14 protein-coding genes are annotated in these 20,293 nt (G+C 64.2%); 5 read left to right on the forward strand and 9 right to left on the reverse strand.

The window, feature by feature from the left end:
• Positions 1–2 precede the first annotated feature (2 nt).
• The 3 genes from ispE to O3297_RS23785 form a co-directional block, all read right to left on the reverse strand.
• Entirely contained in the window at positions 3–887 is an 885-nt protein-coding gene (gene ispE / locus O3297_RS23775; RefSeq protein WP_305050422.1) for a 4-(cytidine 5'-diphospho)-2-C-methyl-D-erythritol kinase, read from the reverse strand.
• Entirely contained in the window at positions 884–1,519 is a 636-nt protein-coding gene (locus tag O3297_RS23780; protein WP_370385443.1) for an outer membrane lipoprotein LolB, read from the reverse strand. Before O3297_RS23780 ends, ispE begins: the two co-directional genes overlap by 4 nt.
• Before the next feature lie 76 nt (positions 1,520–1,595).
• Positions 1,596–3,380, reverse strand: coding sequence for a tetratricopeptide repeat protein (locus O3297_RS23785; RefSeq protein ID WP_034778524.1), 1,785 nt, complete (start codon positions 3,378–3,380; stop codon positions 1,596–1,598).
• Positions 3,381–3,548: 168 nt separating this feature from the next.
• On the opposite strand from O3297_RS23785, the gene mutM reads away from it, so the two are divergent.
• The 5 genes from mutM to O3297_RS23810 are packed head-to-tail and all read left to right on the forward strand — an operon-like array spanning position 3,549 to position 9,962.
• The gene (mutM, locus tag O3297_RS23790; RefSeq protein WP_211551940.1) at positions 3,549–4,385 is read left to right on the forward strand and encodes a bifunctional DNA-formamidopyrimidine glycosylase/DNA-(apurinic or apyrimidinic site) lyase; all 837 of its coding nucleotides are present in this window, start codon (positions 3,549–3,551) and stop codon (positions 4,383–4,385) included.
• A 30-nt stretch (positions 4,386–4,415) separates the two neighbouring features.
• Entirely contained in the window at positions 4,416–6,317 is a 1,902-nt protein-coding gene (locus tag O3297_RS23795) for a dynamin family protein (RefSeq protein ID WP_305050424.1), read from the forward strand.
• 44 nt (positions 6,318–6,361) lie between these two features.
• Positions 6,362–7,537, forward strand: a complete 1,176-nt coding sequence (gene mutY / locus O3297_RS23800; RefSeq protein ID WP_305050425.1) for an A/G-specific adenine glycosylase — start codon at positions 6,362–6,364, stop codon at positions 7,535–7,537.
• Positions 7,537–9,342 (forward strand): sensor histidine kinase, encoded by a 1,806-nt coding sequence (locus O3297_RS23805; protein WP_305050426.1) that lies wholly within the window; start codon positions 7,537–7,539, stop codon positions 9,340–9,342. The genes mutY and O3297_RS23805 overlap by 1 nt, the downstream gene beginning before the upstream one ends.
• Positions 9,339–9,962: a response regulator transcription factor gene (locus O3297_RS23810; protein WP_034778325.1), complete on the forward strand. Its 624-nt coding sequence runs from the start codon at positions 9,339–9,341 to the stop codon at positions 9,960–9,962. The genes O3297_RS23805 and O3297_RS23810 overlap by 4 nt, the downstream gene beginning before the upstream one ends.
• Here O3297_RS23810 and O3297_RS23815 read toward each other — a convergent pair.
• The 6 genes from O3297_RS23815 to O3297_RS23840 form a co-directional block, all read right to left on the reverse strand.
• Positions 9,959–13,168, reverse strand: a complete 3,210-nt coding sequence (locus O3297_RS23815) for a molybdopterin dinucleotide binding domain-containing protein (protein WP_305050427.1) — start codon at positions 13,166–13,168, stop codon at positions 9,959–9,961. The two genes, O3297_RS23810 and O3297_RS23815, sit on opposite strands and share 4 nt — an antisense overlap.
• A gap of 10 nt (positions 13,169–13,178) precedes the next feature.
• Positions 13,179–14,291, reverse strand: coding sequence for an NrfD/PsrC family molybdoenzyme membrane anchor subunit (gene nrfD, locus O3297_RS23820; RefSeq protein ID WP_305050429.1), 1,113 nt, complete (start codon positions 14,289–14,291; stop codon positions 13,179–13,181).
• 3 nt (positions 14,292–14,294) lie between these two features.
• Positions 14,295–15,005 carry a sulfate reduction electron transfer complex DsrMKJOP subunit DsrO gene (gene dsrO, locus O3297_RS23825; RefSeq protein ID WP_051991383.1) on the reverse strand — a complete coding sequence of 237 codons (711 nt, stop codon included), beginning with the start codon at positions 15,003–15,005 and terminating at the stop codon, positions 14,295–14,297.
• A gap of 242 nt (positions 15,006–15,247) precedes the next feature.
• The gene (locus O3297_RS23830) at positions 15,248–16,384 is read right to left on the reverse strand and encodes a deoxyguanosinetriphosphate triphosphohydrolase (protein ID WP_305050432.1); all 1,137 of its coding nucleotides are present in this window, start codon (positions 16,382–16,384) and stop codon (positions 15,248–15,250) included.
• A 1-nt stretch (position 16,385) separates the two neighbouring features.
• Positions 16,386–18,005: a bifunctional shikimate kinase/3-dehydroquinate synthase AroKB gene (gene aroKB, locus O3297_RS23835; protein WP_034778314.1), complete on the reverse strand. Its 1,620-nt coding sequence runs from the start codon at positions 18,003–18,005 to the stop codon at positions 16,386–16,388.
• A gap of 39 nt (positions 18,006–18,044) precedes the next feature.
• Positions 18,045–20,282: an Ig-like domain-containing protein gene (locus tag O3297_RS23840; protein ID WP_305050433.1), complete on the reverse strand. Its 2,238-nt coding sequence runs from the start codon at positions 20,280–20,282 to the stop codon at positions 18,045–18,047.
• Between the last annotated feature and the right edge of the window lie 11 nt (positions 20,283–20,293).

Below are 20,293 nucleotides of genomic sequence, written 5' to 3' on the forward strand. Positions count from 1 at the left end.
CTCTACAACATGGTGAGCATCGGGTGGCGGCTCAGCGCTTTTGCCTTCCAGGCGATCCAGACTGGTGGCACATTGCTGAGCACCGCATCCGCTTCTTCCTGACTGCCAAACGCACTGAATACACAAGCACCGGAGCCAGTCATCCTGGCCTCACCGTAAGCACCCAGCCATTCTACCGCATCTGCTACCGGCTTGAAAAGACTGCATGCCACTTGCTGTAAATCATTCTTGCCAAACCCGCCCGCATCGTTGCCTTCTGCGAGGTGCCTGGAAAAGTCCGCTATTGTGACGGGTTCGGTATTTCTCGTCAAGCCTTCCGCGCAAAAAATTGCGGCGGTCGGCACTTGCACGCCCGGCTCGATCACCACGTACCAGCATTCGGGCGTGGCGACGGGCTGCAAGGCCTCGCCCACGCCTTCGGCAAAGGCGTTTTCGCCAAAGATGAAAAACGGGATATCGGCGCCCAGCGGCAAGCCCAGCGCCATCAATTCCTCGCGGCTCAAGCCCGCCTGCCACAGGCGGTTCAATGCCATCAGAGCCGTGGCCGCATCGGATGAACCGCCGCCGAGTCCGCCACCCATGGGCAGCACCTTGTCGATGGCGATATCGACGCCGCGCGGCAAGGCGCCCGTGCGGCGCATCACTTCCGCCTGCAGCAGCTTGGCGGCGCGGATGATCAAATCCTGTTCTTCCGGCACGCCGGCCAGTGCCGTCACACGGCGGATCAGCGCGTCGTCGCGCAGCGCGAAGTGCAAGGTGTCGCCATGATCGAGCAACTGGAACACCGTCTGCAGCAGATGGTAGCCATCGGCGCGGCGGCCGTTGACGTGCAAAAAGAGGTTCAGCTTGGCGGGAGCCGGGCAGTTATTCAGGGTAGTCAACGTCATTGTGCTTGAGCGGATGGGGCGGGATCGAGCACGATGCGCAGCGAGACGGCATCGGCCTGCGCGCTGGCATTGCGTTCGGCATCGATACGCCGCGGTTGGGGCAAGGCGCCCGGTGTATTGTCGGCCGCATTTTGCCCTATTTCTTGCCACGACACATAGCGCAAGCGCCAGCCGTCTTTCGTGGTGACGCTGTCGTTCGCCGGCGAAGCGACGAAACGCTTGCCATCGGCGCCCACGGCATAGCCTTGCAGCCAGTCGCGCAAGCCCGACACGGGCAAGGACCAGCCCAGCATCTGCGCGCTCAGGGTATCGACATCGGGCGCGCTGCGCGGCGCCTTGCCGCTCTGCGTCAATACGGCTTGCTGCGGCGTGACGGCAATCGTCGCCAGCGTACTGCCGACAGGCGAATACAGGGTCACGTCCGTGCGCTGCGCCGTCTGTTGCCAGTTGAAATTGACGGTGGCCGATTCAGGCTTGTCATCCTTCTGGTACACGACGTTCAGGCGGCCCGTCAGTTCCACCTGTTCGCGGTAAGGCGCGACAGCATTACCGGACGGCGCGGCGCCGGACGAAAAGGGGGAAGTCAGGGTCGAGCAGGCCGAGAGGGACAGGCACAGAACAGTCAGGGGCAAGAAATGTTTGAACATGGGCAAAAGGAAAAACCAGCGCCATGGCGCTGGTTTTTTATAGTTGAGTTAATCGATTCAATCACAGACTGACATTCAAGCGCGCCAGCGTACTTTTCAGCGCATCGTTTTTCGGGTCCTTGCCCTGCGCCTCGCGCCACAGCTTTTGCGCTTCGGCCTTGTCGCCCTTCTGCCACAGCACTTCGCCCAGGTGGACGGCGATTTCCGGATCGCTGCGCACGGCATAGGCGCGGCGCAGCGCATTTTCCGCGGCGGCCAGGTTGCCCATGCGGAACTGCACCCAGCCCATGCTGTCCATGATGAACGGGTCGCCCGGCGCCATCTGCAAGGCTTTTTCGATCAGCGCATGGGCTTCCTCAAGGCGGATGCCCCGTTCGGCCAGCGAGTAGCCGAGGGCGTTATACGCATGCTGATTGTCGGGCGCCAGCGCCATCACGCGGCGCAGGCTCGCTTCCATCAGCTCGAGTTTATCCAGGCGCTCGGCCAGCAGCGCGTAGTCGTACAGCAGTTCCGGATTGTCGGGGAAGCGCAGCAAGGCGTTTTCCAGCACCGTGTAGGCGCTTTGCACATAGCCGGCATCGCGCAGGAATTGCGCGTCGACCAGCAGCACCTGCGCCTGGCTTGCCGGATCGTCCGTTTCGATTTCCGTCAGCGCCTTGCGCGCCGCATCGAGATTGCCGCCGCGGGCGATCAGCTGGGCGCGGCGCAAGCGCGCCTCGACATAGCCGGCGGAAGCGCTGTTGTCGACCTTGTCCAGCCAGGCGATGGCGCCGGCCGTGTCTCCGCGCGTCTCGGCGATCTGCGACAGTATCATCAGGGCCTTGAACGGATCGCGCGCGTCGCCAGGATTTTTATCCAGCACGGCCAGGAAGCGCTTGAAGTACTGCTCCGCGCCCTTGGTGTCTTCCAGCTGCAGCGCCACGATGCCCAGCGCATACAGGCCCCCCACGTTATCGGGCTGGCTTTTCAGCAGCAGCAGGAACTGGTCGCGCGCCGGCTCCAGCTGTTTTTGCTCGACCAGCAGGCGCGCATACGCGCCGCGCACTTCGACGGCATCGGGATTCTTTTGCAGGAAAGTGGCCAGCACCTTGCCTGCCGCCTCGGGCTCGCCCGTCACCTGCGCCAGGGTCAGCGCGGCCAGCTCGGAGTTCGGCTTGATGGCCAGCGCCTTGTTCGCTTCGCCGATGGCGCGCTCGCGCTCGCCGAGCGACAGCGCGCCCTGCGCCAGCACCAGGTGTGCTTCGAACATGTCCAGGTAGGGCTGCACCAGGCGCGTCACCATCGCGTAGGCATACAGCTTGTCATTCGCCCGCGACAGGATCTGCTGCATCTGGAACAGGGCCACGCCGCGGGCGCCCTGCGGCGCATTGGCCAGGCGCTCGGCAAAAATCGGTTCCGCTTCTTCGATCTTGTCCGTCAATACGACGAAGCCGAGGAAGAACTGGGTCGCCTCATCGGATTCGGGCGCCAGGTCGCGCCACAGGCGGATGGCCGCCAGCGCCTCGCTGCCCTGCTTGGCGGCCAGCGCCATTTCGGAAGCGCGGCGCGCCAGGCGCGGGTCGCGCGTCTGCTGCGCCGCCACCATCATCGTCACGTACGGCCCTTGCCACTGGCCGCTCTTGAATTCCATTTCCGCCTTGGTCAGCTTGTACAGCAAATCGCTGCTCAACTCGACCTTGGGCAGCTTCTCGCCCTTGGCGTCGTCGCCGGACTCGGTACCGGGCGCTTGCGGCGCAGCGGCCGCAGCGGGACTGGCCGCCCCATCGACAGGGGCAACAGGCGTCTGTGCCATGGCATGCGTGGCCATCAGGGCGGACAAGGTTACAATGGCGAAAGCGTTTTTCAAAGGCTGATCCTGGCTGAACGGCAAAGTTTGATTCTACGCCCAACGCGGCTATCGCGTACTTCACGTATGTAACGAAATATATACGTCGTGGCGGCGTAGCGCGCCCGGGCCCGCCATCCGCCGGCAACCCGCCTGTTTTTTTACCCGGTTTTCCACCATTCGAGCCCTATGCCAGAATTGCCAGAAGTCGAAGTCACACGGCGCGGTGTCGCGCCCCATCTCGAAGGCCGCGCCGTGCGCTCCGTCGTGCTGCGCCGCGACGGCCTGCGCTGGCCCTTCCCCCCCGCCCTGGGCGAACAACTGTCGGGGCAAACCATCGGCCTGACGGGGCGGCGCGGCAAATACCTGCTGATCCACTTCCGCCACGGCACGCTGATCATCCACCTGGGCATGTCGGGCCATCTGCGCGTACTGCCGACGGGGACGGAGGCACAAAAGCACGACCATTTCGACCTCGTCGTGGAAGACGCGGAAGGCGGCAGCCAGGTGCTGCGCATGACGGACCCGCGCCGCTTTGGCGCCGTGCTGTGGCACGACGAGGCCGACGGCCCGCTCGATGGCCACGCGCTGCTGCGCGGCCTGGGCACGGAACCGCTGGAAGGCGGCTTCACGGGCCAGCTGCTGTTCGAGAAAACGCGCAACAAGGGCACCAATATCAAGCAGGTGCTGATGGCGGGCGACATCGTCGTCGGCGTGGGCAATATCTATTGTTCCGAAAGCCTGTTCCGCGCGGGGATCAATCCGAAGACGCCAGCCCGGCGCATCGGCCTGGCCCGCTATGAGAAACTGGCGCAATCGATCCGCGACGTGCTGGCAGAAGCCATCGTGCAGGGCGGCAGCACCCTGCGCGATTTCATCGGCGTGAACGGCCAGTCCGGCTACTTCCAGCAGACGTATTTCACGTACAACCGCGCGGGCAAGCCATGCCGTGTATGCGGCGCGCCGATCCGCCAGATCGTCCAGGGACAGCGTTCCACGTTTTACTGCGTGAATTGTCAAAAGTAAACACACTCACACACTCACGGAGGGAGCCAGATGGTCAGGGACCTGGAACAATACAGCGCATGGCGGCAGGACGTACAGGCCGCCTTGCAGGCATACCGGCAAGCCGCCAGCGCGGCGGGCCTGGTTGACGGCGCCTCCGCGCTGCGCCTGGCCCGCTGTGTCTCCCGCCTGGCCGATGACCGTTTATCGGTCGCCTTCGTGGCGGAATTCTCGCGCGGCAAATCCGAGCTGATCAACGCCATCTTCTTTGCCGGCTACGGCCAGCGCATCCTGCCCTCGGGCGCGGGCCGCACCACCATGTGCCCCACCGAGCTGCTGTACGACGCGGCCTGGCCGCCGTCCATCCGGCTGCTGCCCATCGAGACGCGCGCACAGAACCTGTCGACCAGCGACTACCGCGACCTGCCCGCCGCCTGGACCGTCCTGCCCCTGAACATCGAGGCGGGCGGCGACATGCAGGAAGCCATCCGCCAGGTCAGCCTGACGAAAAAAGTCGGCATCGAGGAGGCGGCACGCTACGGCCTGTACGACGCCGACGATGCGGACGCCCCCGCCATGCTGGACGAGGACGGCCAGGTGGAAATCTCCATGTGGCGCCACGCCATCATCAACTTCCCCCATCCGCTGCTGAAGCAGGGCCTGGTGATCCTCGACACGCCTGGCCTGAACGCCATCGGCACGGAACCGGAACTGACCCTGAACCTGATCCCGAATGCGCACGCGGTGCTGTTCATCCTGGCGGCCGACACGGGCGTCACGCGCAGCGACATCGAGGTATGGCGCAACCATATCGGTGCCGGCGCGGGGCGCCTGGTGGTGCTCAACAAGATCGACAGCATGTGGGATGAGTTGCGCGGCGATGCCGAGGTGGCGCAAGCCATCGAACGCCAGCAGGCCAGCGTGGCGCACCTGCTGATGCTGGATGCTGGCCAGGTGTTTCCCGTCTCGGCGCAAAAGGCCCTGGTGGGCAAGATCAACCAGGACGCGGCGCTGCTGGAAAAGAGCCGCTTGCAGGCGCTGGAGACGGCCCTGTTCGAGGAGCTGATCCCCGCGCGCAAGGAGATCATCCGGCGCCAGCTGGCGTTCGACCTGGACGCCATCGAAGCGGCGCAGCAGGTGCAGGCGGCGGCGCGCGCGCGCGGCATCGCCGAGCAGTTGCACGAGCTTCACAGCCTGCGCGGCAAGAACCAGAGCGTGATCGCGCACATGATGCGGCGCATCGATATCGAGAAGAAGGAATTCGACAGCAGCCTGTTCAAGCTGCAAGCGACGCGCGCCGTGTTTACCCGCCTGTCGACGGAGCTGTACACGAGCCTGGGCATGGACATCGTGCGCGACGATATCGACGGCGTGCGCACGGCCATGCAGCGCAGCCGCTTTTTCACGGGCTTGCGCGAAGCCGTGCGCCAGTATTTCGAGCGCATCGGCCAGAACCTCGACCGCTCGGAAGGCAAGACGGCCGAGATCACGGAAATGATGAACGTGATGTACCGCAAATTCGCCACCGAACATGGCCTGGCGCTGGCCTTGCCGATGCCGTTTTCGCTGGCCCGCTACCGCCAGGAGATCGCCGACATCGAAGCCGTCTACCATAAGCAGTTCGGCACGGCGACCCTGCTCACTACCAGCCGGGTCGTGCTGATGGAAAAATTCTTCGACACCATCGCCTCGCGCGTGCGCCGCAGTTTCACCAACGCCAACGACGATGCCAGCGCCTGGCTGAAAGTCATCATGGCGCCGCTCGAAGCGCAGATCGTCGAATACAAGGAACAGCTGAAACTGCGCTTTGCCTCGATCCAGCGCATCCACGACGCCACGGGCAGCCTGGAACAGAAAATCGCCGGCTTTGAAGCCAGCCTGGCGGCGCTCGAACGCGACAAGGCCCAGCTGGCGCAATTGCTCGCTACCTTGCGCGCCGCCAGCGCAAGCTGAGCGCAACATCAGCAACATCAAACAACAGAACACTGGAACCCTGCATGAAACGTCTGCTGCATCCGCTCTCGCCCGCCACGGGCGCGGCACCTTTAGAAGACTATATCGACCCTAGTTTTTCCGCCACCGTCATCGCCTGGCAAAAGCAGCATGGCCGCCATGCGCTGCCATGGCAAAACACGCGCGACGCCTATTTAATCTGGCTGTCCGAAATCATGCTGCAGCAAACGCAGGTCACCGCCGTACTCGGCTACTACGCGCGCTTTCTCGAACGCTTCCCTACCCTGCGCGATCTGGCGGCAGCCCCCGTGGAAGACGTGATGGCGCAGTGGAGCGGCCTCGGTTACTACACGCGGGCGCGCAACCTGCACAAGTGCGCGCAGCGCGTGGTGGCCGAATACGACGGCGTGTTCCCCACCGATCCGGCCCTGCTAGCCGACCTGCCCGGCATCGGTCGCTCGACGGCCGCCGCCATCTCCGCGTTTTCCAGCGGCACGCGCGCAGCCATCATGGACGGCAACGTCAAGCGCGTCTTTGCGCGCACGTTTGGCATCGACGCCTATCCCGGCGAAAAACGCGTCGAGGAAGCCATGTGGCGCCGCGCCGAAGCACTGCTGCCCGCAGCGGGAATAGATTCAGGCATCGAAGCCTACACACAGGGCCTGATGGACTTTGGCGCCACCCTGTGCACGCGCAGCAGTCCCGATTGCGGCCGCTGTCCGCTGCAGCCGCGCTGCGTGGCCTACGCCACCGGCCGCACCAAGGATCTGCCCGTGCGCAAACCGAAGAAAACCAGCCCGGAAAAACACGCCGTCATGCTGGTCATCATCGACGACGGCAAGGTGCTGCTGGAGCAGCGCCCGGGCTCGGGCATCTGGGGCGGCTTGCTATCCTTGCCCGAACTCGATGGCCACGTGCTGGCCGGCGAGGACTGTCCGCGCGACATCGACCAGGATGCGCTGGCGCGCGCCGTGGCGCCATTCGGCCAGATCGAAACGCAGGAACGGCTGCTGCCCATCGTGCATGTGTTTACCCACTACAAGCTGCACATCGTTCCCTGCCGCATCACCCTGGCGCGGCGCCTGGCGCTGGCCGGAGAGTCCACGCACGTCTGGTACGACGGCGCGAAAATCGCGGACGCGCCACTGCCCGCGCCCATCAAGAAACTGCTGCTGGACCTGTTCGGCGATGCGCGTTCGGCGCAGCGCAGCATGTTCTAGTGCGGCGTTTTTTACTGTTCGCACTGACGGCGCTGTGTCTGCACGGCGCCCACGCGGCTGACGAGCTGCCCGAGGTAAGAATTGGCGTACTGGCCTACAAGGGTGGCGACGCCGTACAGCAGGATTGGTCGTACGTGACGCGCCACCTGCAGGCCAGCATTCCCGGCATCCGTTTCATCCTGGCCGACTACGACCAGGCGGGCCTCACGCGCGCCGTGCAGTCGCAAGCCATCGCCTTTGCCATCACCAGCAGCGGCCATTACGTGGCGCTCGAACACAGCGATGGCGCCAGCCGCATCGCCACCCTGGAATCGCCGTGGACGGATTCTCCGCGCCAGGCCATCGGTTCGGCCATCGTCGTGCGCAGCGCCTCGCCGCTGCATGACCTGGCCGACCTGGCGGGCAAGAACGTGATGGCCGTGGCGCCCGATGCGTTTGGCGGTTACCAGATCGCCGCGCGCGAATTGCGCGAAGCGGGCATCGATCCCACGCATGATTTTGCCAGCCTGCGCTACAGCGGTTTCCCCTCGCAGCAGATCATCGACGCCGTGCGGTCAGGGCACATGGATGCGGGCATCGTGCGCACCTGTTTGCTGGAACAGATGGTGGCGCGCGGCGAAGTGCGGACCGATGAACTGCGCGTGATCACCACGCGTCCGATTCCCGGGTTTCGCTGCGCCAGCTCGTCGCGGCTGTATCCGGACTGGCCCTTCGTGGCCCTGCGCCAGACGCCGCCCGCGCTGGCAAAAAAAGTGGCGCAGGCCCTGCTGGCCATGCCGCGCACAGATGAAGGCTACAGCTGGACGGTGCCCAGCGATTACCAGATCGTCGATGAGCTGTTCCGCGACTTGCGCATCGGCCCCTACGCTTACCTGGACAAGCTGACGTTCGAGACGGCGCTGCGCCGCTACTGGGGCTGGATGCTGCTGGTGCTGGCCTTGCTCGTCGCCTGGGCCGTGCACACGGTACGCGTGGAATACCTGGTCAGCCGGCGCACGGAGCAATTGCGCGCCGCCCAGCACCAGCAGCGCGCACTGGAAGAACAGGCGCGCCAGCGCCAGGCCACGCTCGACCACACGGCGCGCCTGGCGATCCTGGGCGAGATGGCCAGCGCCATCGCGCACGAATTGAACCAGCCGCTGGCGGCCATCGGCAATTTCGCGCGCGGCATGGCGCGCCGCATCACGGCGGGCCGGCTCGATGCGGCGCCCCTGCTCGACGGCGCGCAGGAAATCGCCACGCAAAGTGAACGCGCGGGCGCCATCATCCGCCACATCCGCGCGATGGCGCGAAAGCGTCCCGCGCACAGCACGGCCTTCGCCCTGGCCGACGCCGTCGAGCAAGCGGTATCGCTGTTCCGCGCGGCCCATCCGCAAGCGAGGATAGCCTGGCGCCACGAGACGGTCAGCGCCGCACCGCGCGTGCTGGCCGACCCGCAGCAGGTGCAGCAGGTGCTGCTCAATCTGTTCAAGAATGCGCTCGATGCGCAGGTAGAAAACGGCAATCCGCAGCACGCCATCGGCGTGCTGCTGCACCGCGAAAACGGCGCCTGCACGGTGGCCGTGCGCGACGCCGGCTGCGGCCTGCCGACGGCGCAGATGGCGCGCCTGTTCGAACCGTTTTTTACCACCAAGGCCGAAGGCCTGGGACTGGGCATGTCGCTCAGCAAAAGCATCATCGAATCGTTCGGCGGCAGCCTGTCGGCACATGCCAATGCCGATGCGCCGGGCTTGACGGTCTGGTTCCGCCTGCCCGAAGATACCGGCATGGACGCACACAAGGAAATACAAGAGGAAACACCATGAATGAAAGCGATGCGATCATCTTTGTCGTCGACGACGACGCCGCCATGCGCCGCTCGCTGGCCTATCTGTTCGATTCGGCCGGCTGGCAAGTGCAGACGTTTGAATCGGCACGCGATTTCCTGCAGCGCTACGATGGCCATGTGCCCGGCTGTCTGCTGCTCGACGTGCGCATGCCCCTGATGAGCGGACTGGAACTGCAACAGGAGTTGAATAATAAGACCGGGCACGCCATATCGCTGCCCGTGATTTTCCTCAGCGGCCACGGCGACCTGGCCATGGCCGTGCAGACGATGAAGGCGGGCGCCTGCGATTTTCTGGAAAAGCCATGCAAGGACCAGGTATTGCTGGACGCCGTCTCGCGTGCCGTGGCCCGCAGCGTGGAAGAAAGCCGCAGCGCCGCCAGCGCGAATACGGCGCAATCGGCGCTGGCCAGGCTCACCGCGCGCGAGCGTGAAGTGGCACTGCTGATGGCCGAAGGCAAAGCCTCGAAAGTCATCGCCCGCGAACTGGGCATCAGCGACAAGACGGTGCAGGTGCACCGCCATAACACGATGGAAAAACTGGGCCTGCATTCGGCAGCCGAGGTAGCCCGGCTGCTGATGGCAGGTGGCCAGATCTAGGCCCGCACGATGCGCGCCGGCAGTCCCTGCCGCACCGACGTGCCCGAGACAGGATCGACAAACACGTTCTTGTCGCCGCGGCTCGGGTCCGTCAGCCCCAGGTCGTTCAGGTTGATGCCCGCGCCGATGGCCGGCTCGTCTGGCTGGCGCAGCTTGCCGATGCGGTGCGCGCGCGCGCCATGCTCCTTGTGGCCGAAACCGTGTTCGATGGCGATCACGCCCCGCTGCACGCCATGGCGCAGCATCACCGTCGCCCTGGCCCTGCCGCCCGGCGTTTCCAGGTATATTTCATCGCCATTTTCCAGCTTCAAGCGCGCCGCGTCATCGGGATGCACGGCGACGGGGTTGTCCGGATGGATGCCGCGCAAGCGCCGCGCGCCTATGCTGTAGGAGTTCTGCAGCGCCGATTTAAAACTGATCAGCTCGAACGGCCATTCGCTGGCAGGATAGGTTTTGCGCACGGGCGTGCCGTCGGCAAACGCCGCCACTCTCCACGCGGGCGTGCCGGGGAAACGCTTGCCGCTCAAGCTGTTCTTGCTCACGCCCAATCCCTCGTTGTACAGCATCATCGGTTTCAGATAGCGGTGCGTGGACCAGTCCTGCGGATACGGCGTCTCGTCGATCACGGGTGCAGGCGCTGCCGGCGCCTTGGGATTCGTCGGCGGCGGCAAACGCAGGCCGAACATCTCGCCATAGCTCTGGTAGCGCCCTCCCCGCGCCAGCATGAAGGCCACCTTGCGCCACTCTTCCGGCTTCAGGGTGCGCTCCAGTTCAGGGCGGATGCGCGCCACGCCGGACAAATCGATATCGTCGTCGCTGGCCTCCGGCACGGATGTTTTGCCTTGCCAGGCGATGTTGGCGCCGCCGCGCAGATACCAGTCTTCCGCGCGCAGCAAGGGGAAGCGCTGGCCATCCATGTCCTGCAAGGCTTCCGGGCCGAAGCCGGGCAAGGCCATCGTCTTTGCCAGCGCGATGAAGAACGATTCCATGCAGATGGTCTGGCCGTCCGGCGTCTTTTGCACGCGCGGTTCGACCACGGGCCAGCGCGCCGTGCTCATTTTGACAGGCATGCCGCCCCAGGCGCCGGCCCAGCCCCAGCTTTCATACAGCAAGGTGTCGGGCAGCAGGTAGTCGGCAAAGGCCGAGCTTTCATTGATGAAGGGGTCGATGGCGACGATCAGGGGAATCTTCTTCGGATCGGCCAGTTCTTTGCCGATCTGCGCGCGCAAGCCCGTGATGCCGTAGACAGGATTACAGCTCCACAGGATCAGCGCCTTCAGGGTGTACGGGTAGCCGTTCATGGCGCTGGTGAGCCATTCTGTCGCCAGCGCGGGCGCGTTCGGATACCACGGCGCCTTGGCCGGATACGCCTTGCCCGCTTCTTTCTTCAGCTTGAATTCCGAGGTTTTTTCATATGGCACATTGCGCCCGATCGGCATGCCGGCCGCCTTGATCTCTCCGTCGAAACTCTCAAGGTTATAGCGCGGACCGGGTCCCGCATCCTTGAAGCTGCCGCCGTTGACGAGGGTGCCGCCCTTGCGGTTCAAATTGCCGATCAGGGTGTTGAGCATGACCAGCGCGTACGCGTTATAAAATCCGGCGCCCGACATCATGCCGCCGTGCGCATTGACGGCGGCGCGCTTGCCATGGCTGGTCAGTTCCTGCGCCAGGCCTTCGATGATGTCGCGCGCGATGCCGCAGGCGGCCGCATAGTCATCCATGCTGTGGCGCTGCGCTTCCTCGTTGAGCATCGTCATGGCCGTCTTCAAGTGCAGCGGCGCGCCGGCCACGTCCAGCGGGCCGTCGAAGAACAGGCGCGCCTCGCCCTTGGCGGCATTGTGCGGCACGATGGCTTGGGTGGCGGCGTCGATCACGCAGAAGGCGTCGCCATCCTTGTAGCGCTCGTCTTCCGCCAGTTCCACCGCGCCGATATCGGACGCGCGCAGGTAGCGGCCGTCGCGCGGATGGCCCTTCTCGTTGATGATCAAATGCGTGGCGTTGCACCAGGCGGCTTCGCCCGCCGCTTCCGCCACCTTCAGGTTCGGCTGCACGAGGAAGTTGCGGTCATAGCGTTCGTGCTCGATGATCCAGCGGATCATGGCCATGGCCAGCGCGCCATCGGTGCCCGGCTTGATCGGTACCCAGCGGCTGCGGTCGCCCGCGGCCAGGCTGTCCGCATTCGTCAGCACGGGGTCGACGACGACGTAGCTGAATTCGCGCTTGCCCGAGCGGGCTTTCGCGATCAGGGTGCCCTGGCGCTTGAACGGGTTGCCCGCATTGCCCGGTGCCGTGCCGACGAAAATGCAGAACTCCGTGTTTTCCAGGTCCACTTTCGCATGCGGCATTTTCTTCATGTCGCCGAACATGGCGCCCGAGCCGCTGCGGTAGGCGCCACCGCAATACGAACCGTGGTTGACCAGGTTCAAACTGCCGTACGACTGCTTGAAAAAACGCGTGCCGAACGCCAGGCGGCCATCGTCGGTGCTGCACATCAGGCCCACCTGGTTCACTTGCGGACCCAGCTCCGGCTGCGCCGGATCGATCGGCTTTTCCAGCTCGCGCAAGGCGCGCAGCCCCTGCACGTGGCCTTCGCCAAACAGGTCGCCGCCTTCCGTCACTTCCTTCACCAGCTGGTCGAAGGCGATCGGTTCCCACTGGCCGCCCCCGCGCGGTCCCACGCGCTTCATGGGCGCCAGCACGCGGAACGGCGACTCCATCTGTTCCAGCACGCCATTGCCGCGGCCGCAAGCGGTCGAGCGCCCTTTCAAGCCCTGCTCCTGGAAGCGCGACAGCGACACGAAACTGTCGCGTACCGAGGTTTGATATGGCAGCGCCGGGTCGGCCGACAGGGGGCTGTAGGGATTGCCCGCCACGCGCAGCACCTTGCCGCTTTTCTTGTCGAGGCGCACGCGCACGCCACAAAACGTGGTGCAGCCCATGCACATGGTGTAGCTCACCTGCTGGTCGGGATTGACCGTCAATTTCCCCGTCGCCGTGTCGACGGAAAACTCGGGTTGCAGGGAATTGCCATGCAGTTTCTGCACAGGTTTATCCTTGCCCAGCGCATGGTCGACCATGCGGCCGGCCGTGGTGGAAAAGCTGGCGGCAAATGCGGCCAGCCCGCCGCCGATGGCGCCGTAGCGCAGCAGCTTGCGGCGTTTTTCATTCTCGTCTTCAGGGACGTCGTTGTGTATGTGTTCGTTCATTGTTGACTCCTCAGTGCGTGGCCATGGCAGGACGGGTGCGTGCAGCGACAACGCGTCCGGCCCATGGCAAAAATTCCAGCATCAGCAACAGCAGCGCGATCCACAGGCCGGCCGTGCCGATAATCCCCATCAAGCCATCGTTCCCCATCGGCAAGTGGTAGTCGTACAGGCCCGCGCCCGTCTTCGGGATCGTCTGGCCGCCAATGAAAATCGTCCAGCGCATCATCCAGGCGCTATGCAGCGCGATCAGGCCATTGACCAGGCCACTGCTGGCCGGGCGCCAGATGGCCAGGGCCATCGGCACGATGGACGACAGCACGGCCCAGACGGCAGTGAACTGCCATTGCGGCATGCCGGCCACCTGGGTGAATGCCATGCTGTGGCTGGCGCTCACGCCGGACAGACTGACGAACAGCCAGCCCCCGCCCAGCGCCAGCACCAGCGCCAGCGACAGGGCCAACGCGCGGTTCAGCGCCACTTCCAGCACCTGATCGCGGCCCGGCAGGAAGCGGTTGAACAGCAGCGCCAGGCCCACCGCCCCAACAAAGGCCGTGGCGGCAAATTGCGCCGGCAGGAACGGCGTGAACCACAGGGGCCTGGCACGCACCACCATCACTTCCATGCCCGTGTACAGGCCCACGACAAAGGCGGCCAGCAAGGTGAAGGCGGCAGCGGTAATGATGGCCTTGCGCGATGCGGCGCCACCGCGCCCCAGCAGGCGATAGGCAAAGGCCAAACGGTCCTGGCCCTGTCCCCGCGTGGCGAAGTCCACGCGCAGCGCCAGCCACGCGTACAGCATCAAACAGCCCAGATACAGGGGAATGAAGAACGAGCCCCACGACATCCACGACTGCGGCTGGAAGTAAAGATAGAAGTGATAGAAGCGGCCCGGCCCGTGCAAGTCGGCCAGCAGCGCCACGGGCGCCGTCATGCCGCAGACGAGCGACGCCAGCAGCGCTATGCGCCCCAGGCGTTCATACGCCTTGCGGCCGAAGACGAAGTACGGCAAGGTCAGCATGAAGCTGCCATAACTGAGGCCGATGAGGAAAAAATACTGCACCGCCCACGGCAGCCATGCCGCTTCGCGCGTGACGTTGACAATTTCGGTGATGTGGCTGTCCATGGTTTATTTCCCGTGTTTGCTCGGTTGCCAAAGAGTCGCTTCGCCCTCGACGTGGCCGGCGAAGCGCGTATCCAGTCCCAGGTAGAACACGTGGGGCTGGGTGCCCTGCTCGGGTTTCAGCACCTTCACCTTGTTCTCGGTGAGCAGCTGGTGCACCAGGCTTTCCGGATCATTGAGGTCGCCGAAAATGCGCGCGCCGCCGACGCAGGTTTCCACGCAGGCCGGCAGCAAGCCTTCGTCGACCCGGTGCGCGCAGAACGTGCATTTGTCGGCCTTGCCCGTCTCGTGGTTGATGAAGCGCGCGTCGTACGGGCAGGCCTGCACGCAGTAGGCGCAGCCCACGCAGCGGTCGCCGTCGACGACGACGACACCATCCTTGCGCTGGAAGGTGGCGCCCACGGGACAGACGGGAATGCAGGGGGGATTGGCGCAATGGTTGCACAGGCGCGGCAGCATGTAGGTGCCGCAGCGGTTCTCTTCCTTGACTTCATAGGTCGAGACGACGGTGCGGAAGCTGTTTTCCGGCACGGCGTTTTCCATGATGCAGGAGACCGTGCAAGCCTGGCAGCCGATGCACTTCTGCACATCGACCACCATCGCCCAGCGCTGGCCGCCTTCGCCCTTGGTGGCCGCCTTGCTGGGCAGCGGCGCGATGGCCGCCCCGATGGTTACGGCTGGCAAGGCGCGCAAGAAACTGCGGCGCGATTCAATCATGGCACTCTCCTTGACTATGGGCGGCAAGCCCTTGTTGACTTGCTGCCATGATAGAAAAGAAGGCGCTGCGGGGGTATTGGGGTGATAGTGCGGGAGCCTAGATGATCATGCCGATTGACAGGACCGAAAATGCGGAGTAGGTCGGATTGGCGGGGCCGCCGAGGCGCGCAAGCGCGTAATCCGACAACCTTGTTGGCAGGGATGGTGGTGGTGTCGGGTTACGCCGTTCCGGCTAAGCCGACCTACAACTCATCCAGAGAATACAACCGGCGATGCTCGCGGATCGCGTAGCGGTCCGTCATGCCGGCGATGTAGTCGGCGATCTTGCGCGCCTGCTGCGTGACGTCGCCATCCTTGAGTTGATAGTCGGGCGGCAGCAGGGCCGGTTCGGCCATGAAGCTGTCGTACAGTTCGCGCACGATGCGGCTCGCTTTGACGCGCATGCGGTTGACCTGGTAGTGGCGGTACAGGTTCGCCCTTAAAAAGCGTTTCAGCTCCGTCGCATCACGGCGCATGGCATCCGAAAAACGGATCAGCGGGGGACTGGCGCGCACTTCGCTGATGTCGCGGGGAGCGGCGTCCGCAATCAGGGCATTCGACGTGACGATCAGATCGTCGGCCAGCGCCGTGATCAGACGGCGCAGGGTTTCATAGATGGCGCGCCGGCCCGACAGGCCGGGAAACGCCTGCTGCACCTCGCGCCACAGGCGGCCGAAGAATTCCACCTCTTCCAGCTGGTCGATGGTAATCAGGCCGGAACGCAGGCCATCGTCGATATCGTGGCTGTTGTAGGCGATTTCATCGGCCAGGTTGGTCAGCTGTGCTTCCAGGGTCGGTTGCGTGCGGTCGATGAAGCGCTGCGCCACGGGTCCCAGTTCGCGCGCATGCGCCAGCGAGCAGTGTTTCAATATGCCTTCGCGCGTCTCGAACATCAGGTTCAAACCGTCGAAGGCGCCGTAGTGCTCTTCCAGGGTGTCGACCACGCGCAGGCTTTGCAGGTTATGTTCGAAGCCGCCATGCTCCTGCATGCACTCATTGAGCACGTCCTGGCCCACATGGCCGAATGGCGTGTGGCCCAGGTCATGCGCGAGCGCGATGGCTTCCACCAGGTCTTCATTGAGGCGCAGGTTGCGCGCGATCGAGCGGCCGACCTGCGCCACTTCCAGGCTGTGCGTCAGGCGCGTGCGGAACAGGTCTCCCTCGTGGTTGAGGAAAACTTGCGTCTTGTATTCGAGGCGGCGGAAGGCCGAGGAGTGGATGATGCGGTCGCGGTCGCGCTGGAACTGGCTGCGCGAGGCGTGCGGCGCCTCGGCAAAGCGACGTCCCTGCCCCTGTGCCGAGTGAGCTGCGTAGGGAGCGAGGAAGTCTTCTGGCAGCATGTTATTGCACTCCGGCGGCCAGGGTGGCCAGCACCAGTTCGTGCGGCGCGGACGTGATGTTCGGGCTGCCCAAGGGTTTGAGCAAGATGAACTTGATGGCGCCGCCCTCGTTCTTCTTGTCCACTTCCATCAGTTCCAGCCAGCGCTCGACACCGAGGTCCGGCGCCTTGATCGGCAGGCCGGCGGCGGCGACGAGCTTGCGCACGCGCTCCACGGCCGCCTGGTCGATATAGCCCATGCGGCAGGACAGGTCGGCCGCCATCACCATGCCGCAGCCGACGGCTTCGCCGTGCAGCCAGTGGCCGTAGCCGAGACCCGCCTCGATGGCGTGGCCGAAGGTATGGCCGAAATTCAGGATCGCGCGCAAGCCGCCTTCGCGCTCATCCTGGCGCACCACGTCGGCCTTGATTTCGCACGAGCGGGCGATCGCATACGCCAGGGCGCCCTTGTCGCGCGCCATCAGCTTGGCCATGTTCGCCTCGATCCAGTCGAAGAAGGCCGCATCGATGATGGCGCCATGCTTGATCACTTCGGCCAGGCCGGCCGACAGCTCGCGCGCCGGCAGGGTTTCCAGGGTCGAGGTGTCGGCGATCACGGCGCGCGGCTGATAGAAGGCGCCGATCATGTTCTTGCCCAGCGGGTGGTTGATGCCCGTCTTGCCGCCGACGGAGGAATCGACCTGCGCCAGCAGGGTGGTCGGCACCTGCACGAAGCCGATGCCGCGCATGTAGCTGGCCGCCGCATAGCCGGTCAGGTCGCCGATCACGCCGCCGCCCAGCGCCACGAGAGTGGTCTTGCGGTCGCATTTGTTGGCCAGCAGCGCGTCGAAGATCTGCATCAGGCTGGCCCAGTTTTTATATTCTTCGCCGTCCGGCAGGACGATGCTGATCACTTCGCGACCATCGCTGGCCAGCGCCGCCTGCAGGCGGCCCAGGTACAGGGGCGCGACGGTGGTGTTGGTGACGATGGCCACCTTGTGGCCGCTGATATGGCGCAGCAGCGCGTCGGCGTCGGCCAGGAGGCCAGGACCGATGGCGATCGGATAACTGCGTTCGTCGAGGTCTACGCTCAACAACATTTTGGATTGCTCGTTCATCGAAGGCTCTGCATGAATGACGCAGTTGGGCGAGGCCTCGCATTCGAGGCTGGCCAGCTGCATCAGGATGGTCTGGACCATCGATTGTACGTTAGGACGGCCCGTGTCGATCACAATGTCGGCCACTTCCATGTAATGGGGCTCGCGCTGCGACGTCAACTCTTCCAGCTTGCCGCGCGGGTCCGCCGTCTGCAACAGGGGACGGTTCTTGTCGTGGCTGGTGCGCGCGAGGATGTTGCTGACGCTGGCGCGCAGGTAGACGACCGTGCCCCGCTCCTTCAGGTAGGCGCGGCTGTCAGCGTTGAGGATGGCCCCGCCGCCGGTGGCCATGACGATGCCTTCCTGGGCGCTCAGGTCGCGGATGACCTCGGCCTCGCGCCGGCGAAAGCTGGCCTCGCCCTCGATTTCAAAGATCCACGGAATGGTCGCTCCCGTGCGTGCCTCGATTTCGTGGTCGGAATCGACAAAGCGCAAGCCCAGCTTGCGGGCCAGGATGCGCCCGATCGTGGTTTTGCCTGCGCCCATGAGGCCTACTAAAAACAGATTTTGCATGTGCTGCGACAGTTAATTTGGATTACGACAATCAGTGGCTTGTCCATACGGACTATTGACGCCTGGAGGTGAAACATCCACGCGGTTAAAGTCCGTAGCCAGCCCCGGAAGCAAAGTGTAACCGACATAAGTTGCCTCCGTCCCGGAACTATTGCCACGAATCGTCAATTCGACGTCCAGCCAGTTGGCTCTGTCGCGCGGATAAGTCAGGGTGACGATCGCTGTTCCCGAGCTGTCGGTCTTGCCGCCGGTCGACAGATTGAGTGGAATACCCGGGTCGAGACGGCCATTGAGGTTGAAGTCGTTATTCGGATGGAAGGTGCCGCTGCGGTCCCGGTCTTCATTATCACATGCGTTCGCTGTCCTCACGACGATCCACGACTGGGCTGCCTGGGAATATTGCAGATAGCCTTTGTAATAATAGCGGGGCCAGGCGGCGGCCGTGATGATCACATCCGGCACGGGGTTGCCGGCGGCGTCCGTCACAAACACGCTGTACGTCTTGCGATAGGTGCTGCTGTCGGAGGCGTCCAGCGCATTACCGCTGCCAGCGCTGATGAACAGCGATTTTTTCGTCACCGTCAGTTTGACCGTGGCGGCATTGCTCGATACGCCCTGCAGTTGCGCCTTGACAACGACGCCATCGACACCGGTGGTGCCCTGCCCCGCGATGTAGCTGACCGTGGCCACGCCATCACTGTCGGTGGCGACCAGCGAAGGCGAGCTCAGGGAACCATTGCTGGCATCGGACTGGATCGAGAAACTCACCTGTGCATTCTTGACCAGGTTGTTTTCCACCGTGCCATCGCGCACGATGGCGCGCAAGGCGCTGCGCTGCGCCGTGCTGCCGGCCGTGTTGGCGCCGATGACCGCCGGGTCGGCTTGCAGGCTGATCGTGGCTTGGGCCGTCAATGGCGCGACAAACTCCACTTCCGACTGCACCGAAACACCGCTGTCTTCGTACTTCGCCGTCAATGCGGTCAGGCCGGCACCGCTGGCCTGCACGTAGGCGATGGCATTGCCGCCCGCCAGCGCCAGCGGTGCCTGCAATGGCGTGCCGCAGGCGGCATCCTGGTAAATGGCGCCGCGCGACGTACTGAAACGCACATTACCCGTTTGTGGCACGCCAGCCACATCGCTATGCACCGTCACCGCATAGCAGGTGTTCGTGTTCAGGGTGGTCAACGCCACATTGCCGCCCGACACGGCATTGATCGTGAAATTCGATGCATTAATTACAATTGGCAACACGACGCTGTCACCCTGCGCCTTGACGCTGATGCTGTCGCTGCTGCCGGCCTGGGCGTTGTAGCTCAACACCAGTTGACCGTTGTTGTCGGTCAGCGCAGGACTGGCGCCGCCGCCCTTGACCGTGATGGCATTGCTGCGGGCGCTGAAGGTCACCGGTTTGCCGACGAGGGGATTGCCGCTCGAATCGACCAGCTTGACCACCATGTCGGTGCTCGTCTTCAGGTTCACCGTCGAAAAGGCACTGATGACCAGCCGGGTGCCGCTGACGCCGATATCCGTGCTGGCCGTCTGCGCGCCTGCGCTGGCCGTGACCTTGATCGTGCGCAAGCTGGCGTCGCCACCCGTATTCAGGCTGACCTGCGCCTGTCCCTGCGCATTGGTATTCACCTTGGTCGCGCCCAGCGCGCCCGAATCGGCGCTGAATGTCACGCTGGCATTGGGCACAACGGCATTGTTGGCATCCTTGACAAAGGCGATCATGTTGACGGCTGTGCCGCCCGACGAAGCGAGGGTACCGCCGGAAGACGTCAGCAGCAAGCTGGCAATGCCGGAGGTGACGGGCACCACTTTCACCACTACGGGGGCCGATTCAACGCCGCCGCTGCTGGCCTTGATGGTAATGTCGCGCAAGCTCGCATCGCCTTTCACGCTGAGCTTTTCCGTCACCGTGCCATTGGCATCCGTCACGCGGTTGGTATTGCTGATGATGCCGGAACTGGCGGTGAAGGTCACCGTCTGGCCTGTCATGGCATTGTTGCCGGGATTTTTCACCACTGCCGTCAGCACGACTTCCGTGCCGTCCGCGCCCGAGGCAACAATCGTTGTGGCACCTGCAACCAGTACCACACTGCCGACGCCGGCGTTCGCGCCATCCTTGACGCCCAAGGTCGGATCACCGCCACCGCCGCCACACGCGGCCAGCAAGGTGCCCAGCGCCAGCAAGACCAGCCAATTCGATACCCGACTCCAATAAGTGTTGCCCCAAGATACATTCCGCATAGTCGCCATCA

The organism is Janthinobacterium sp. SUN128 (genome assembly GCF_030587275.1).
In the GTDB taxonomy this organism is placed as follows: domain Bacteria; phylum Pseudomonadota; class Gammaproteobacteria; order Burkholderiales; family Burkholderiaceae_D; genus Janthinobacterium; species Janthinobacterium lividum.

What these genes read in the sequence shown, in the direction of transcription:
- O3297_RS23840 (WP_305050433.1), bottom strand. Translation starts at nt 20,282, where the DNA reads ATGCGGAATGTATCTTGGGGCAACACTTATTGGAGTCGGGTATCGAAT.
- O3297_RS23830 (WP_305050432.1), bottom strand. Translation starts at nt 16,384, where the DNA reads ATGCTGCCAGAAGACTTCCTCGCTCCCTACGCAGCTCACTCGGCACAG.
- aroKB (WP_034778314.1), bottom strand. Translation starts at nt 18,005, where the DNA reads ATGGGCGCAGGCAAAACCACGATCGGGCGCATCCTGGCCCGCAAGCTG.
- O3297_RS23815 (WP_305050427.1), bottom strand. Translation starts at nt 13,168, where the DNA reads ATGAACGAACACATACACAACGACGTCCCTGAAGACGAGAATGAAAAA.
- dsrO (WP_051991383.1), bottom strand. Translation starts at nt 15,005, where the DNA reads ATGATTGAATCGCGCCGCAGTTTCTTGCGCGCCTTGCCAGCCGTAACC.
- O3297_RS23810 (WP_034778325.1), top strand. Translation starts at nt 9,339, where the DNA reads ATGAATGAAAGCGATGCGATCATCTTTGTCGTCGACGACGACGCCGCC.
- mutY (WP_305050425.1), top strand. Translation starts at nt 6,362, where the DNA reads ATGAAACGTCTGCTGCATCCGCTCTCGCCCGCCACGGGCGCGGCACCT.
- mutM (WP_211551940.1), top strand. Translation starts at nt 3,549, where the DNA reads ATGCCAGAATTGCCAGAAGTCGAAGTCACACGGCGCGGTGTCGCGCCC.
- nrfD (WP_305050429.1), bottom strand. Translation starts at nt 14,291, where the DNA reads ATGGACAGCCACATCACCGAAATTGTCAACGTCACGCGCGAAGCGGCA.
- O3297_RS23795 (WP_305050424.1), top strand. Translation starts at nt 4,416, where the DNA reads ATGGTCAGGGACCTGGAACAATACAGCGCATGGCGGCAGGACGTACAG.
- ispE (WP_305050422.1), bottom strand. Translation starts at nt 887, where the DNA reads ATGACGTTGACTACCCTGAATAACTGCCCGGCTCCCGCCAAGCTGAAC.